Origin of the sequence: Neorhizobium sp. T7_12 (assembly GCF_002968535.1) — a bacterium.
GTDB classification, from domain to species: domain Bacteria; phylum Pseudomonadota; class Alphaproteobacteria; order Rhizobiales; family Rhizobiaceae; genus Neorhizobium; species Neorhizobium tomejilense.
Map to the genome: position 1 here is coordinate 372,957 of NZ_PVBK01000001.1, position 15,451 is coordinate 388,407.

At 62.8% G+C, this 15,451-nt stretch carries 17 protein-coding genes; 13 read left to right on the top strand and 4 right to left on the bottom strand.

Translation table 11 applies throughout. From position 1 onward, the window contains the following. The first annotated feature begins 48 nt into the window (after positions 1-48). The 9 genes from C5J26_RS01805 (at position 49) to C5J26_RS01845 (ending at position 8,626) form a co-directional block, all read left to right on the top strand. Positions 49-744, top strand: coding sequence for an RraA family protein (locus C5J26_RS01805; RefSeq protein WP_105400268.1), 696 nt, complete (start codon positions 49-51; stop codon positions 742-744). Between the two features lie 14 nt (positions 745-758). Then, the gene (locus C5J26_RS01810) at positions 759-1,196 is read left to right on the top strand and encodes a VOC family protein (RefSeq protein WP_105400269.1); all 438 of its coding nucleotides are present in this window, start codon (positions 759-761) and stop codon (positions 1,194-1,196) included. A gap of 49 nt (positions 1,197-1,245) precedes the next feature. Next, entirely contained in the window at positions 1,246-2,421 is a 1,176-nt protein-coding gene (locus C5J26_RS01815; RefSeq protein ID WP_105400270.1) for a mandelate racemase/muconate lactonizing enzyme family protein, read from the top strand. Positions 2,422-2,536: 115 nt separating this feature from the next. Then, entirely contained in the window at positions 2,537-3,670 is a 1,134-nt protein-coding gene (locus C5J26_RS01820) for a mannonate dehydratase (protein WP_105400271.1), read from the top strand. A gap of 58 nt (positions 3,671-3,728) precedes the next feature. Further along, entirely contained in the window at positions 3,729-4,946 is a 1,218-nt protein-coding gene (locus C5J26_RS01825) for a sugar ABC transporter substrate-binding protein (protein WP_245441031.1), read from the top strand. An 82-nt stretch (positions 4,947-5,028) separates the two neighbouring features. Next, complete coding sequence (locus C5J26_RS01830) at positions 5,029-5,889, top strand: carbohydrate ABC transporter permease (RefSeq protein WP_105400272.1); 861 nt, start codon at positions 5,029-5,031, stop codon at positions 5,887-5,889. Next, positions 5,886-6,734, top strand: a complete 849-nt coding sequence (locus C5J26_RS01835) for a carbohydrate ABC transporter permease (protein ID WP_105400273.1) — start codon at positions 5,886-5,888, stop codon at positions 6,732-6,734. The genes C5J26_RS01830 and C5J26_RS01835 overlap by 4 nt, the downstream gene beginning before the upstream one ends. Positions 6,735-6,736: 2 nt before the next feature. Then, positions 6,737-7,549 carry an aldo/keto reductase gene (locus C5J26_RS01840; protein WP_105400274.1) on the top strand — a complete coding sequence of 271 codons (813 nt, stop codon included), beginning with the start codon at positions 6,737-6,739 and terminating at the stop codon, positions 7,547-7,549. 21 nt (positions 7,550-7,570) lie between these two features. Next, complete coding sequence (locus tag C5J26_RS01845; RefSeq protein ID WP_105400275.1) at positions 7,571-8,626, top strand: ABC transporter ATP-binding protein; 1,056 nt, start codon at positions 7,571-7,573, stop codon at positions 8,624-8,626. Positions 8,627-8,667: 41 nt separating this feature from the next. Here C5J26_RS01845 and C5J26_RS01850 read toward each other — a convergent pair whose 3' ends face one another. From C5J26_RS01850 to C5J26_RS01860, 3 genes are all read right to left on the bottom strand, one after another. Next, positions 8,668-9,735, bottom strand: a complete 1,068-nt coding sequence (locus C5J26_RS01850; RefSeq protein WP_105400893.1) for an LLM class flavin-dependent oxidoreductase — start codon at positions 9,733-9,735, stop codon at positions 8,668-8,670. A gap of 87 nt (positions 9,736-9,822) precedes the next feature. Then, complete coding sequence (locus C5J26_RS01855) at positions 9,823-10,599, bottom strand: SDR family NAD(P)-dependent oxidoreductase (RefSeq protein ID WP_105400276.1); 777 nt, start codon at positions 10,597-10,599, stop codon at positions 9,823-9,825. Positions 10,600-10,811: 212 nt separating this feature from the next. Next, a complete protein-coding gene (locus C5J26_RS01860) occupies positions 10,812-12,173 on the bottom strand; it encodes an amidase (protein WP_105400894.1) in 1,362 nt (453 codons plus the stop codon). A 164-nt stretch (positions 12,174-12,337) separates the two neighbouring features. Here C5J26_RS01860 and C5J26_RS01865 point away from each other — a divergent pair, with 164 nt between their 5' ends. Continuing rightward, positions 12,338-12,640: a hypothetical protein gene (locus C5J26_RS01865; RefSeq protein WP_105400277.1), complete on the top strand. Its 303-nt coding sequence runs from the start codon at positions 12,338-12,340 to the stop codon at positions 12,638-12,640. A 6-nt stretch (positions 12,641-12,646) separates the two neighbouring features. Here the strand turns inward: C5J26_RS01865 and C5J26_RS01870 are convergent, their stop codons facing one another. Beyond that, positions 12,647-13,501, bottom strand: a complete 855-nt coding sequence (locus tag C5J26_RS01870) for a glycerophosphodiester phosphodiesterase family protein (protein ID WP_105400278.1) — start codon at positions 13,499-13,501, stop codon at positions 12,647-12,649. 205 nt (positions 13,502-13,706) lie between these two features. Here C5J26_RS01870 and C5J26_RS01875 point away from each other — a divergent pair, with 205 nt between their 5' ends. The 3 genes from C5J26_RS01875 (at position 13,707) to C5J26_RS01885 (ending at position 15,449) form a co-directional block, all read left to right on the top strand. Further along, entirely contained in the window at positions 13,707-14,120 is a 414-nt protein-coding gene (locus tag C5J26_RS01875) for a DUF983 domain-containing protein (protein ID WP_105400279.1), read from the top strand. A gap of 100 nt (positions 14,121-14,220) precedes the next feature. Then, positions 14,221-14,469, top strand: a complete 249-nt coding sequence (locus tag C5J26_RS01880; protein WP_105400280.1) for a hypothetical protein — start codon at positions 14,221-14,223, stop codon at positions 14,467-14,469. A gap of 122 nt (positions 14,470-14,591) precedes the next feature. Beyond that, positions 14,592-15,449 carry an SDR family oxidoreductase gene (locus C5J26_RS01885; protein WP_105400281.1) on the top strand — a complete coding sequence of 286 codons (858 nt, stop codon included), beginning with the start codon at positions 14,592-14,594 and terminating at the stop codon, positions 15,447-15,449. Positions 15,450-15,451: the final 2 nt, after the last annotated feature.

A 15,451-nucleotide genomic window follows, 5' to 3' on the forward strand; every position in this document is an offset into this window, starting at 1 on the left:
AGCGCCGGGCAGGTTCGCATCAGGTTTCTGCTGGAGGAGGCGGGCCATATGGAGAGAGATTCCGCAGCGATCGCGGCGAAAGCCGCGCGCTTCAACAAGCTATACACCGCCGCCGTCTACGACATTCTCGACGAGATGGGGCTTCCGCACCAATGCATGGATCTCGATATCCGGGCGCTGGACCGCGGCATGCGGATCGCCGGGCCGGCCTTCACCGTCGCCTGCGCCGCGGACATGCGCACCGATGACGAATACGACAATGAAGAGGTGAAGACCTTCACCTTCTTCCGGCGGATGTATTCCGGCTGCGTCGTGCTGGTTTCGGCGGCGGGGGAGCGCAAGGCGGGTCACTGGGGCGAGCTGATGAGCACCGGCGCGAAGAGCAAGGGTGCGGTCGGCGTCGTCGTCGATGGCGGCATCCGCGACGGCAACATCCTGATGGGCATGGAAAACTGGCCGGTCTTCACACGTTATCTTTCGCCGATCGAATCCCGCCAGCGAACCCGCATCAGCGGCATCGAGGTGCCGATCGCGGTCACCGGAACCTTGACCACGCAGATCAGGGTCAATCCGGGCGACTGGATCTTCGGGGACATGGATGGCGTGATCGTCATTCCGGCCGACACGGTGGATGCGGTGCTGGATCGTGCCGAAAAGATCATGGGCATCGAGAACCGCTCGCGCAACGAAATCCGCGCAGGTGCCGACGTCGCCGACGTCTACGCCAAATACGGCCGCCTCTAACCGGAGAAACTCCCATGCTGACCGTTTCGTCGATCGCCCATGTGGCCATTCGCGTCAAGGATATCGATCGTACCCTCGACTTCTACGTCAACAAGCTCGGCTTTTCGGAAATGATGCGTCTCGACCGCGAAGGCCGGCTCTGGCTGGTCTATCTGCGTATTACCGACGACCAGTATCTCGAAATCTTCCCGGAAGGCGAGGGCGACAAGGCGGCCGAACGCGAGGCGGTCGGCTACAATCATGTCTGCCTTGCCGTGCCGGATATCCAGAAGGCCGTGGCTGAACTCGACGCGCTCGGAATCGAGCGCATCCGCCCGACGATCAAGGCCGCCGACAACAACTGGCAGACCTGGATCGAGGATCCGGACGGGCATCGCATCGAACTGATGCAGATGGCCGACGACAGCCTGCAGTTCGAAGCGATCAAGCGCCTGCAGGCGCAGGCCAAATAGTCACACGGCAATAACGAGGGGTGGGCGACAACCCGCCGGGAGGAGCCTCATGAGGATCGTGCAGCAGAAGATCTTTGTTGCGAATGTGTCCCGTACCAACTTCGTCTTCGTCAAACTCTATACGGACGAAGGCTACGAGGGCGTCGGCGAGGCGACGCTGGAGTGGAAAACGAAGACCATCGTATCGGCCCTGGAGGAGTTGGAGCGCGTGCTGATCGGCCGCAATCCGTTCGAGGTCGATGCGATCATCGAGCAGTTGCACCGGGATTCCTATTGGCGGACGGGTGCCGTGTTCCGTACAGCGCTCGGTGCCATCGAAGCGGCGTTATTGGATATCAAGGGCAAGGCGCTCGGCGTGCCGGTCTTCGAACTGCTCGGCGGCAAATACCGGGATCGCGTCGAATGCTACGCCAACCATTGGTTCTTCGGCGCGGTGACGCCCGACCAATATGCCGAGAATGCACGCAAGGCCGTCGCCATGGGGTATCGCGCCCTCAAATGGGACCCGTTCGACGTCGCGGACCTGGAGATGAGCCGCAAGCAGCGCCGCCAGACGATCGATATCGTCGCCGCCGTACGAGACGCGGTCGGTCCGGACGTCGACCTGATGCTCGATGTTCACGGCCGGCTCAACGTGCCGACGGCGATCGCCATGTGCCGGGAACTGGCGCCTTATAACCTGCGATGGATAGAGGAGCCGACGCCGCCCGAAAGCATCGATGCCCTGGTGGACGTGCGGGAGAAAAGCCCGGTGCCGATCGCGGCCGGCGAGCGCTGGTACGAGCCCGGCAAGTTCCTCGAGGCGCTCAGCAAGAAGGCCCTCGATATCCTGCAGCCGGACGTCTCACATGCCGGCGGGCTCGGCGAGACGAAGCGCATTTCGCACATGGCGCATCACCACCTCATCCCGGTCGCGCCGCATAATCCGGTCGGCCCGGTGATGAATGCGATGACGCTGCATATGTCGGTCGCCATCCCGAACTTCTCGATCTTTGAGACCGTTTCGGTGGATGTTCCGTGGCGCAAGGAACTGGTGCGCGAAACGCTGCAGTTCGAGGACGGGGCGATCCGGGCGCCGACCGCGCCGGGGCTCGGGGTGGAGCTCATCGAGGAAGCCTGCGACCGCTACCCCTATGCGCCTTACAATGTGCCTTTGTTCGACGGCAGCATGAACACCAGCGGCGTTGCCACCGGCGCAGCCACGTTGGAGGACGGCAGGCGTTGATGGCGGGGGAACAATTGACAATCGGGTCTTCTGGGCGCAAGTTATATTGCGAATTGATGACATTCAAATATGAACTAGCCGGCGGCAAAGCCGGGCGTCAATCGGGGAGGGTAACGTGCGGGTAGGTCTGACCCTGTTCGGCGATCATCTGTCGGAGGATGGCGCGCGTTATGCGAGCCAGCTCGGTGTCGGCGACGTTGTCATCCACCTGACCCAATATGCCCGCAATGCCGACAACAGCGGCTATCGCAACGGCGGTGTCGGCCCCATCAACGGCGAATGCATCGACATGCCGCTGTGGACCTACGACCACATGGCCGACACGGTCGCGATGCTCGCAAGGCACGGGCTCAAGGTTGCGGCGTTGGAAAACCTGTCGCCCAATTTCTGGTCGGACATCCTGCTCGACGGGCCGAAGAAACACGAACAGATGGATGGGCTGAAGCAGCTCGTCCGCGACGCCGGAAGAGCGGGCATCCCGGTCCTCGGCTACAATTTTTCGATCGCCGGTGTCTGGGGCTGGCAGCGCAAGCGCGTCGCCCGTGGCGGGGCGATGACAGCGGTGTTCTTCGGCGACGAATTCGATACGGACGCGCCGATCCCGGACGGGATGCTCTGGAACATGCGGTACCGCCATCCCGTCGCAGGGGCTGCGCCGATCAGCGTCAGCGAGCGGGATCTCTGGTCGCGCCTCGAATGGTTCCTCAAGGAACTCGTGCCGGTGGCGGAAAAGGCGAATGTCCGGCTGGCGGCCCATCCCGACGATCCGCCGGTGGAACGCCTGCGCGGTAGTGCTCGTCTCGTTAACGCCCACGCGAAATACCAGCGGCTGCTGGATATCGCGCCCAGTCCGGCCAATGCCATGGAGTTCTGCATAGGCTCGCTGCAGGAAATGGCCGACGGCGACGTCTACGAAACGACCCGCCATTTCGCGCGGCTGGGCGCGATTGCCTACGTTCATTTCCGCAACGTCCGCGGCAAGGTCCCCCATTATGTCGAGACCTTCGTCGATGATGGCGATGTCGAGATGGCGGAAATCGTTCGCGTCCTGCGGGACGAGGGCTTTGATGGGGTGATGGTTCCCGATCATGTGCCGGATCTCGATTGCCCGGCCCCGTGGCACGCCGGCAACGCCTATACGATCGGCTTCATGAAGGCCCTGACGATGAATGCCGATGCGCTGGGACCGGCGCGTTCGCAGGATGTCGCGTATTTCGGAAGAGGAAGGCAGGCCGCAGCATCGCGGTGAACCAATCCGGTGGAGGCCGGTAGGGAAAAGGGCGGCATGGAGCCGCGCGGAGGAGGAGATGATGATGAAATTCAAGACGTTGGCCGTGATGGCCACGGCAATGACGATGCTGACGAGCGGCGCGGCGCTGGCCGGCGAGGTCGTCTGGTGGACGCCCAATTTCAACGAGGCGCGTGCCCGCGAACTCGCCACCAAGTTCGAGCAGGCCAACCAGGGCATCAAGATCAAGCTCGAGATCACCACGACCGACGGGCTGCCGCAGCGCGTGCTGACCGCCCTGCAGTCCGGTGCCGCACCGGACATCATCGATGTGCAGCACGCCTGGGTGAACGGTTATGCCCAGAACGGCCTGGTCGTTGCGGTGGATGACGTGTTGAAGGACCGCGAGGACTATATTCCCGCCTCGCTCGACTATTGCACCTGGAACAGCAAGCTCTGGGCCATTCCCTACCGCATCGAGACCCATGCGGTCATCTACAACAAGGGCGCATTCAAGGATGCCGGCCTCGATCCGGCCAAGCCGCCGCAGACCTGGGACGAACTGGTCGCTGCAGCAAAGACGCTGTCGAAGGGCAAGGTCTCCGGTTTCGCCATCACCGGCGGCGGTGAAGTCGGCAATACGATATTCCGGTCGCTTCCCTTCATCTGGATGAACGGCGGCGACATCATCTCGGCGGACGCCAAGAAGGCGGTGGTCAACCAGCCGGCGGCCGTGGCGGCGGTCAAGTTCTATACCGACTTCTACAAGAACAAGCAGTCGCCGGCCTCGACGCTCGAAAACGATGGCACCGCAAACCGGCGGCTTTTCATCGCCGAGACGGTCGCGGCCTACCAGTCCGGCCAGTTCGACGTCGCTTCGATCAAGAAGGAAAACCCGAAGATCGATATCGGCGTGATGCCGATCCCGCATCCGGCCGGCAAGCCGACTGCGGCACTCCTCGGCGGCTGGAGTTTCGTCATCCCATCCTCGGCCAAGAACCCGACCGAAGCCAAGAAGTTCGTCGCCTTCCTTGCCGAAGCGCCGAACCAGGGCGCGCTGACGGATACGTTCCCGGCCCGCAAATCGGCCATGTCGCTGCCGCGCTTCAGCGATCCGATCCTGACGGTGTTCAAGGAAATGCTGCCCTATGGGCGTGCCGTGCCTAACAACAAGAACTGGGTGCAGATCACCCAGGCCTATTTCGAAGGCATCCAGCGCATCCTTCTCGGTGACGAAGACGTGCAGACGGCGATGGATGGAGCGGCCAAGGACATCCAGGCCCTGCTCGACCAATAATTCCGGACAGCCGGATCGCTCCGGGGGACACGCGTTTCCCGGAGCACGTATGCCACCTGATGTCGTTCGAGGGAACCTGCTGATGGACCGCAATTCGACGGGCCTCGTTTTCGTATTGCCGGCGCTGATCGTGCTGGCGATGCTGATCGCCTATCCCGTTGCCTATACCGGGCTGCTCAGCGTGACCGACCGGCAGGGCGCGTTCGTCGGCCTCACCAATTTCAAGGCTGTGCTTTCGGCCCGCGCGACGCCGCAGGCATTCTGGAACACCATCTGGTTCGTTGGCGGCTCGATCGTCTTCCAGGTCATCCTCGGAACCGCGACCGCCATCCTGCTCAACCAGAGCTTTTTCGGGCGCGGCATCGTGCGCTCGATCACGCTCATTCCCTGGGTCGTGCCGGGCATCGTCGCCGCCACCACCTGGGCGTGGATGTTCCATACGGAATTCGGCATCATCAACTACATGATGACCGGTTCCGGCATCATTCCGGAGCCGATCGGTTGGCTGACCAACGGCAATACCGTGATGCCGGTGCTGATCGCCATCAATGTCTGGAAACTCTTTCCGTTCGTTGCGATCATGGTGCTTGCAGGACTGCAGTCGATCCCCAACGACCTCTATGAAGCGGCGCGCGTCGACGGCGCCAATTTCTGGCAGGAAGTCCGCTTCATCATGATCCCGCAGGTGCGGTCGGTCATCGTCGCGGTCACCCTCCTGCTGGTGATCTGGGGCCTCAACTCGATCACCATCATCTATGCGATCACCCGCGGCGGCCCCGCCAACCGGACGCTGATCACGCCGATCCAGATTTTCCGCCTGGCGTTCGAAAGCACGCAGTTCAACCAGGCGGCCGCACTTTCGGTGATCTTCTTCGCCGTCGCGCTGGTCATCGTCATCATCTACATCAGGGCGCTCGCTTCGGCGCCGGGAGAGGCCAAATGAGCGATCCCAGCACCCTCAGGAGAACCGGCCTGCCGCTGCCGATCACCATTGTCGGCGCCGTGGTGGTCGTCCTGATCTGCCTGTTCCCGTTCATGTGGATGGCCGTCTCGTCGATCAAGACGCTGCCGGAGCTTTACACCGTTCCACCGATCTGGTGGCCGGAGACGCCGACGCTCGGCAACTATTACAAGGTTCTCTTCGAGAGCAATATTCCACGCTATTTCCTCAACAGCGTCATCATTTCCGTGGGCTCGACGTTCCTCGCACTGATCCTGGCGATCTTTGCGTCCTACGGCTTCGCGCGTTTCGACTTCCGCGGAAAACCGCTGCTGCAGAGCTTCGTGCTGATCGGCCAGCTGCTGCCGACGGCGGCGATCATCGTGCCGCTGTTCATCACGCTGCGGGTGCTCGGGCTCGTCAACACCTATTGGGGCCTGATCCTCGTCTACATGATCATCACCCTGCCACTCTCCGTCTGGATGCTGACCTCCTACTTCAAGGCGATCCCGGTGGAACTGGAAGAGGCGGCGATCATCGACGGGTCGTCGCGACTCGGCATCCTCTTCCGCATCACGCTGCCGCTGTCGACGCCCGGCATCGTCGCGGTCGTCGTCTATGCCTTCGTCACCACCTGGAACGAATTCGTCTTCGCACTGTGCTTTGCAACCGACTCCTCGGTGAAGACCCTGCCGATCGGCCTTGCGGAGTTCTCCACCGAGTTCAACACCGACTGGGGTGCGGTCATGGCCGCCTCGGTCGTCATGACGCTGCCGATCGCGCTTCTGTTCTTCTCGATGCAGCGCCTGTTTGTCGGCGGCCTCACCGCCGGCGCCACGAAAGGATAATCATGAGCGACAAGACCATCCCCAGATTGGGCCTCGGCACCTATGGCAGAACCGGCAGCGAGGGCGTCGCGGCCCTACGGAAGGCCATCGAAATCGGCTACCGCCATCTCGATACCGCGCAGAGCTATGATACCGAGCAGCCGGTCGGCGAGGCGGTGCGCCGCTCCGGCGTGCCGCGCGGCGATTTCTTCATCACCACCAAGGTGGCCGATACCCATCTCGACAAGGCGCAGTTCATGCCGTCGGTCCGCCGGAGCCTCGATACGATCGGCGTCGATCAGGTCGACCTGCTGCTGATCCACTGGCCTTCCCACGGGGACGCCGTGCCGTTCGAGGATTACATGACGGCGCTCGTCGAGGCGCAGCGACAAGGTTATGCGCGCCTGATCGGCGTTTCCAACTACCCGATCGCGCTTCTCGAAAAGGCCCGCGCGTTGCTCGGCAAGGACGCGCTCGCCACCAATCAGGTCGAGATCCATCCCTATCTGCAGTCACCGAAGCTCGTCGCCCATGCGCGCAAGATCGGCCTGCGGCTGACGGCCTATCAGCCGCTCGCCAAGGGCGAGATCGCCAGCGATCCGGTTCTCAGGCGGATCGCCGAAAAATATGGGACGACGGTCGCGGCCGTGGCGCTCGCCTTCCTGATCGGCGAGGGGCATATCGTCATTCCGGCCTCGGGCAGCGAGGCCAATCTTCGCGCCAATTTCGCCGCCCTCGACGTCTCATTGGGCGAGGCCGACATGGCGGAGATCCGCAGGCTCGATCGCGGCTATCGCCGCATCAATCCCGAAAAATCGCCCGGCTGGGATGATTGACATCATGAATGGAGTTGACCCTTGGGTTCGGTGACCATCAGACAGGTGCGCAAGAGTTATGGCGCGCTCGAAGTCCTGCACGGCGTTTCGGTCGATATCGCCAATGGCGAGTTCGTGGTGCTGGTCGGACCGTCCGGCTGCGGCAAGTCCACCCTGCTGCGGATGATCGCAGGCCTGGAAGCCATCAGCGGCGGCGAGATCGCCATCGACGGCAAGGTGGTGAATTCGCTCGCTCCGAAGGAGCGCGACATCGCCATGGTGTTCCAGTCCTATGCGCTCTATCCGCACATGACCGTTGAAGCCAATATGGGCTTTTCGCTGCGACTTGCCGGGGCGCCGAAGCAGGAGATTTCGGCTCGCGTTGCGGAGGCCGCCCGGATATTGGGGCTTGAACCCTATCTGAAACGCTATCCGCGCCACCTATCGGGCGGCCAGCGCCAGCGCGTCGCCATGGGGCGGGCGATGGTGCGCAAGCCGAAGGTCTTCCTGTTTGACGAGCCGCTTTCCAATCTTGATGCCAAGTTGCGCGTGCAGATGCGCTCCGAGATCAAGCAGAACCATCACCGCCTGAAGACGACGACGGTCTATGTCACCCACGACCAAATCGAGGCGATGACCATGGCCGACCGCATCGTCGTCATGAACGGCGGCGTCATCGAGCAGGTCGGCTCGCCGCTCGACCTCTACGACCGGCCGGCCAACCTGTTCGTTGCCGGCTTCATCGGGTCGCCGAGCATGAACATCCTCACCGGCAGGCTGGAAAACGGCAGCTTCGCCCTGGCCGACGGAACGACAATTCCCGCCGCCAATCTGGCGCCGTTCGGCAATCGGTCGATCCATCTCGGGGTCCGGCCGGAGCATCTCCGGCTCGATCCGAACGGCCTGAACGCCGAGATCGTCACCGTCGAGCCGACCGGCTCCGAAACCCAGGTGGTGATGCGGCTCGGTGGCCATGAGGTAATTGGTGTTTTTCGCGAGCGCATCATGAAAGCGCCCGGCGAGGCGCTGTCGATCGGGATCGACATCGGGCATGTCCATATCTTCGATCCTGAGACGGGCAAGCGGCTGGACGCCTGAGAAGAGGCCGGCTGCTTCTCGCGGTCGATCGCTGTTCCGCCTCAACCGCGCAAAAGCGGAAGCAGCTGGTCGCCCTGCCGCTTGATCTCCTGGAGATAAGGCGTGTCGGAGAGCACGAAATGGGTGATGCCAAGATTTTCGTATTTGCGCAGCGAACGGGCGACGTCTTCCGCTGAGCCGACGAGCCAGGTGGTGCCGGCACCACCGCCGCCGAATTTTCCAGGCGCCGTGTAAAGGTTGTCGTCGAGGACGTCGCCGCGCTCGTGCAGTTCGAGCAGCCGGCGCTGGCCGACGGCGAGCGGCTTTCCGTGGTCGTTCCAGTTACCGGCCTTGCCCTTGGCCATCTCGGCGACCTTCGCCTCGGCATCGGCCCATGCCTGTTCGGTCGTGTCGCGGACAAGGGTGGTGATCCGAAGCCCGAATTGAAGCGGAGGAAGGTCGCGGTCGAGCTGCCTGCTCAGCGCCTTTAGCCGTTCGATCCTTTCCCGCACGCCGTCGAGCGGTTCGCCCCAGAAAAGCTGGATATCGGCTTCCGTCGCGGCCACCCGTTCGGCGGCTTCGGAAGCGCCGCCGAAATAGAGCTTCGGGTGCTTGCGGTCGCCGCGGGGTTGGAGGCGAGGCTCGATCGTGGAACCGGTGACCTGGAAATGCTCGCCTTTGAACGTGACGTTCTCCTCGGTCCACAGCCGGCGGACCAGCCGCATGAATTCCCTGGTACGGGCATAACGATGCGCCTGATCGCCCTCGCTGTCTCCATAGGCGGCGAGGTTATCCTGGCCCGAGACGATGTTGACCCGCACCCGGCCGCCGCTCAGGTGGTCGAGCGTCGCCGCGGCGGAGGCGAAGTTCGCCGGCCGCCAATAACCCGGGCGGATGGCGATCAGCGGCTCGAAGGTGGTGGTGCAGGCGGCAAGAGCGGTTGCGATGGTGAACGTATCCGGCCGGCCCCAGCCGGTGCCGACGAGAGCGCCCTTCCAGCCGTGCTCCTCCAGCGCCTTGGCGTGGCTGGTCAGCGTCTCCAGGCTGTTGTGGTTCTCGGCGGAGGAATCGCCGCGATGGCCGGCTTTGACATCGTTCGGGATATACCAGAGGAACTCGGAATTGCTCATCTTATCGACCTGCATCTCTAATGTCTGAAATAGGGAAGTGAGTGGAAGGCATCGCGGCGCACACCGGCCGGGGTCCGAGAGGTTCCGTCAGACGACGATCGGGTTGAGGGCGCCGTCCATGCCGATCACGACACCGGTGACGTAGCTTGCCTTCGCCGAACTCAGGAAGGTGACGACGTTGGCGATCTCGTCAGGCGTTGCCATGCGGCCGAGAGGGATGCGCTGAACCAGTTTTTCGAGCGCCGCTTGCTCGCTGATGCCGTGGAGTGCCGCCTCTGCCCGAAGGCCCTCGGTTACCCGCTCCGTTTCGGTATTGCCGGGATTGATGCCGACGATGCGCAACCCGCTGGCGGCGTAGGCGTTTGCAAGGCCGACGGTCGCCAGCATCAGCGCCGCGTTGGCGGCCCCGCCCGGAAGGTGGATCGGCGAAGCGACCTTGCCGCCGCCGCCGATGACATTGACGATCACACCCGTCCGCCGGGCCGCCATCCGTTTGACCACCGGATCGATGACATTGATGTAGGAGAAATATTTGGCGTCCATCGCGGCACGCCAGTGAGCCGGGCTGAGGTCCTGGGGCGGCGTGCGTCTTGCTGCTCCCGCGCAGTTGACGAGAATGTCCAGCGCTCCCACGTCGGCTTCGATCTTGTCGACGAGCGACAGCGCCTCGTTTTCCGATATCAGATCCGCCGCAAAGCCGATCGCGCCGGGCAATTTTGCCAGAGCCGCGTCGATATTCGCCTGGGAACGCGAACAGATGACGACGCGCACGCCTTCGGACAGGAGAGATTGGGCGCAGGCGAGGCCGATGCCTTTGGAGCCGCCCGTGATCAATGCCGTCTTGCCGTTCAAATCGAGTTGCATGGTGCGCTGCTTTCCTCAAAATCCAAGGGAGAGGCTAGGCTCTCGAGGATATTGGAACAAGCAAAAGGCAACTGCCGTGATCCCGGTTACGGGGAAACGGTTCCTTAGTTAGCTGCGCAGGGAGGCAACTCTTCCATGCGGCGCGCCTTGCACGTTTTGCCGGCTTTGCCGAGACGGCGATGTCTGTTGGAGCCGATCCGGCTCCGCCGTTCCTACCCTCGGATGATTTCCTCATGGGCCATCGCGGCCTGCAGCAGTGTCTCATCGCAATTGGCGTTGGCGGACAAGAGGAAGCCGATCGGCATGCCCGCATCGCCGGTGCCGCAGGGGATCGAGACGCCGCACCAGTCGAGAAAATTGCCGAAGCCGGTATTGCGCAGCGTCTTGCCGTTGGTGGCGAAGAACAGCTCGTCGTCCTTTTCGAGCGGGGCGATCGGCGGGGCTACATGGGCGACCGATGGCATGGCGACGAAGCGGTTGCCGATCAGTGCCTCGGTTTCGGCAATCATCCGGGCGCGGTTTTCAACGATGGCAATATAGTCGGACAGGCTGGTCTTTTCGCCGAGGCGGGTGCGGGCGACGACACGGTGGTCCATCTCCGCGGCATCCGGCCCCGACAGCTTTTCCCGATGCATGGCAAAGGCTTCGGCGGTCACCATTGGACCGTATTTCGCCATCAGCTTCGGGAGTTCGTCGAAGGTCGGGAAGGCGAGGCGGGTGATCCTGGCTCCGGCCTTTGCCAGCCGCTCGATCGCCGCTTCGAAGGCGGCCACCACGCCCGGCTCGGCGCCATCAAAGACGATATTGGTGGGGATGACGATATCGAGCGGCCGCGCCGGGTGGCGGGCCGTCTGCGGAACTGCGAGCCCGCGCATGGCCGCATCGATCCAGACCGCATCCTGCACCGTGCGGCAAAGCGGGCCGAGCGAATCGAGGCTGGTTGCCAGCGGATAGACGCCGTTCATCGCATAACGGCCGCGGGTCGCCTTGTAACCGACGATGCCGTTGAAACCGGCCGGAATGCGGATCGAGCCGCCCGTATCTGTGCCCATCGCGACAGGCACGAGGCCGGCCGCGACCGCGACGCCGGAACCGGAGGAGGAGCCGCCGGGAATGCGCGGCGCATCCTTGCCATGCGGATTGTGCGGCGTACCGTAATTCGGATTGATGCCGATGCCGGAAAAGGCGAATTCGCTCATGTTGGTGCGGCCGACCGCGACCATGCCGGCCTGTTTCAGCAGGTCGACGATCGCTGCATCCTTTGTGGCGGGATCTGCCTTCTTCAGGACTTTCGAGCCGGCGGTGGTCGGCAATCCCTCGATGTCGAAGAGGTCCTTCCAGGCGATCGGGATGCCATCGAGCAGGCCGAGCGAGCGGCCTTCCTTCATGCGCTTCGAGGAGCCTTGCGCTTCAGCCATAGCGCGATCCTCGAGAAGCGAGATGAACACGGCCTTGTCGGGGTAGGCCTTGATACCTGAGAGGACCGATTCCGTGACTTCGACGGGGTCGACCCTGCCCATCTGGATGAGCGCGGAAAGCTCGGCGATCGACATCGCTCCAAAGGATTTCGTCACGGCAGTCATTCTCCTCATTCCGTTACTGGCGGGCGACAGATGTATCGGATATTTTGGCAATGGGTAGAGGATTTATCGGTTCGGTTCATGGCATGGAACTTCCCGCATATTCGCGAAGTTCAGTGAGTCCACCGCGTCAGCGGGACATCGGGAAGGATCAGCCCATGAGAAACATTATCGCCACCGTCGGTCTCGTGATCGCGCTTGCCGGCTGCAGCACGGACGGCGGCGGAACCACCGGCGCACTCGACATCGGTCCGGGCATCCGGCCGATCCCCGGCAGCATCACCTATGGCGGCCAGCCGCGCACCAAGCTCACCAAGGCGCCGATCGGCAGCGTCGTGCCGCACGAATTCCGCAACGAACTCGGCCAGCGGGTCGAGGAAAATTACATCATCCAGCCGGACCGCAGTCTCAAGCTGGTCAACCGGCGGGTGTTTCGCGATCCGTTCGGGTTCGACGATTGATGAACTTCAAGCGGAGATGGCCGCCCAGGCACGTTCGGTGGCGACCGGTTCGTCGGTGGTGACCTGATCCGCCTTCAGCGCTATCAGGGCGGAGAAGCTGCGGGCTTCGGCCTCGTCGAACCCGGCGTCCGGGTTCTTGAGATTGAAGGTCCAGGCATCCACCAGCCGGTCGGCATCGTGGCAGAGGCCGATCAGGTCGAGCCCGTCCTTGGCCGCCTGCAACACCAGCTGCCAGGCGAGATAGATGGTGTCCGGCTCGGTCGGGCCGGAGATATCGGCGCGAAGATCCGCCTCGACGGCCTTGAGGCCCTGGTGGCGATAGATTTCCATGAGCTTGCCGGTCGGGTCGATGCCGCGCTTGAGGCCCGGCAGTCTCTGCTTGACGGCGACGACAAGATCGAGATCGGCGCCGCTGACGATGATCGAGGAGCCGGCGCCGCCGAAATGATCGGCGAGGTGATCCATGCCGCGTGCGCCGATCGCCTCCAGTCCGTCCTTCATGTCGAACTGCAGCAGGGCGTCCGGATGCGCTGTTTGAAGCATCGTCGCGAGATCCTCGCTGAGGATCGGCGGATGGCCGCCCTGCAAAAGCGTCAGGCCGCGGATGGTTTCGGGCAAAGCCTCACGGATGAGGCCGTGGCCGGTGGTTTCACCTTCGAGCTCCTCGTCGTGCAGCACGACAAAGCCGCCATCGGCGCGGACGCGCAGATCGAGTTCGCTCGATGCGCCCAGGCGAAAACCTTGTGCCATGACGCCGGCGGAAAACAGCGGGTCCTTGAAGCTGCGGCGCAGGCGATGCCACTTCAGCCGGGTGAAACGGCCCTGATGGGCGATGCCGAGGCCTGAAAATTCTGAAGCCATGAAATACCATCTAAGGTGAAGGGCAGCGATTCGATCGACGCCAGACTATTGTTTTGAAGCTGCCTGCCATAGATCGATGACAGAAGTTTCGTGCCGAACCTCAAAAGCCGAGATTGCGCCCGGCAGGGAACGGCTTGTTATAGAGGTCTGCCGGATAAATATCCGGAAAACACATTTTGTCTCCTGTCACGAAAGGCAGATTTCCATGTCCCATGACGCGAATTGGGCGCCGCTTCCTCCCTATAGCACCGGCCCGCGCGGCCGTTGCCCGCGTTGCGGCCAGGGACATCTGTTCAACGGGTTCCTGTCGATGCGGCCGGCTTGCGAGGTTTGCGGCCTCGATTATTCCTTCGCCGATCCCGGAGACGGTCCCGCCTTTTTTGTCATGTGCTTCGGCTGCATTCCGAGCATTGCGCTTGCGGTCTGGATCGAGACCAGTTTCCAGCCGCCATTCTGGGTGCATCTGCTGATCTCGCTGCCTTTCCTGCTCATCACCTGCCTTGCGCCGATGCGGCCGCTGAAGGGCTGGTTGGTCGCGAGCCAGTATTTTTACAGGGCAGGCCCCGGCAAGGTCGACAAGAGCCCGTCACCGCCGAATGACGCCCCGAACGGCCACTGACTGCCGACAGACTTCGAGGCTTGCGACAAGACCGGGCAGGATGGTGAGGAACAATCTTCGCCCCAAACCATTCGGCAGGTGACAGTTCAAGGAGCCTGCAATGTCCGATGCCGATGAAGTCGAAATGGAAACGCACCGACGATCGCTCGCGGTCGAGGGGGCGATGCTCGTGCTGATCAACGGCCTCGCCGCCCGGGGCACCATTTCCGCAGACGAGGCGGAGGATATATTGCGGATCCTGTCGAAGAGCTCGGATTCCTCGGCGGCGCGGGCCGCAAGCTCGCTTCGGATCGTCAATCAGTTGAAACGCCTGCGGCGCGGCGACGGAGCAATCACCCCTGGGGCGTGAGCCGGAAGGTGGGGTCGCGTCGCGTTTTCTCCTTTTTTGATTGTTCATTTTGATTGGGAACATCTCCAGACGAGGCCAGTTGGGGCGATCAGTTCGCTACCTCGACAACAAGGAAGATCTTGATGGCCCAGTATCCTATTCCGCCGTTTCCCGAACAGCAGCAGCCGATGCCGGGCTTTACCGGGCGCATGGATCCGGTGCCAGATCACGGCGAGCTTTCCTACCGCGGTTCCGGCCGACTGGCCGGCAAGAAGGCGGTGATCACAGGCGGCGACAGCGGCATCGGCCGGGCGGTGGCGATCGCCTATGCGCGCGAGGGCGCCGATCTTTTGATTTCCTATCTGGATGAAGACGAGGATGCCGAGGATACCAGGCGCCTGGTCGAGGAGGCCGGCCGCAAGGCGGTGCTGGTGCCGGGCGATATCAAGACCGCAGCGCATTGCCGGGCGATCATCGACAAGGCGGTCCAGGAGTTCGGCGGGATCGATATCCTCGTCAACAACGCCGCTCATCAGGCGACGTTTTCCGACATCGGCGACATCAGCGACGAAGAATGGGAACTGACCTTCCAGGTCAACATCCATGCGATGTTCTATCTCACCAAGGCAGCAGTCCCCCACATGAAGCCGGGGAGCGCCATCATCAACACGGCCTCGATCAATTCCGATAGTCCGAGCCCGACGCTGCTCGCCTATGCGACCACCAAGGGCGCGATCCAGAATTTCACGGCGGGCCTCGCACAGCTGCTGGCCGAAAAGGGCATACGGGCCAATGCGGTCGCACCCGGGCCGATCTGGACGCCGCTCATCCCCTCCACCATGCCGGAAGACCGGGTGAAGGAATTCGGCAAGCAGGTGCCGATGAAACGTCCCGGCCAGCCGGCCGAGCTGGCGACGGCCTATGTGATGCTCGCCGATCCGCTCTCCAGCTACGTTTCCGGCACGACGATCGCCGTCACCGGCGGCAAGCCCATCCTGTAGTT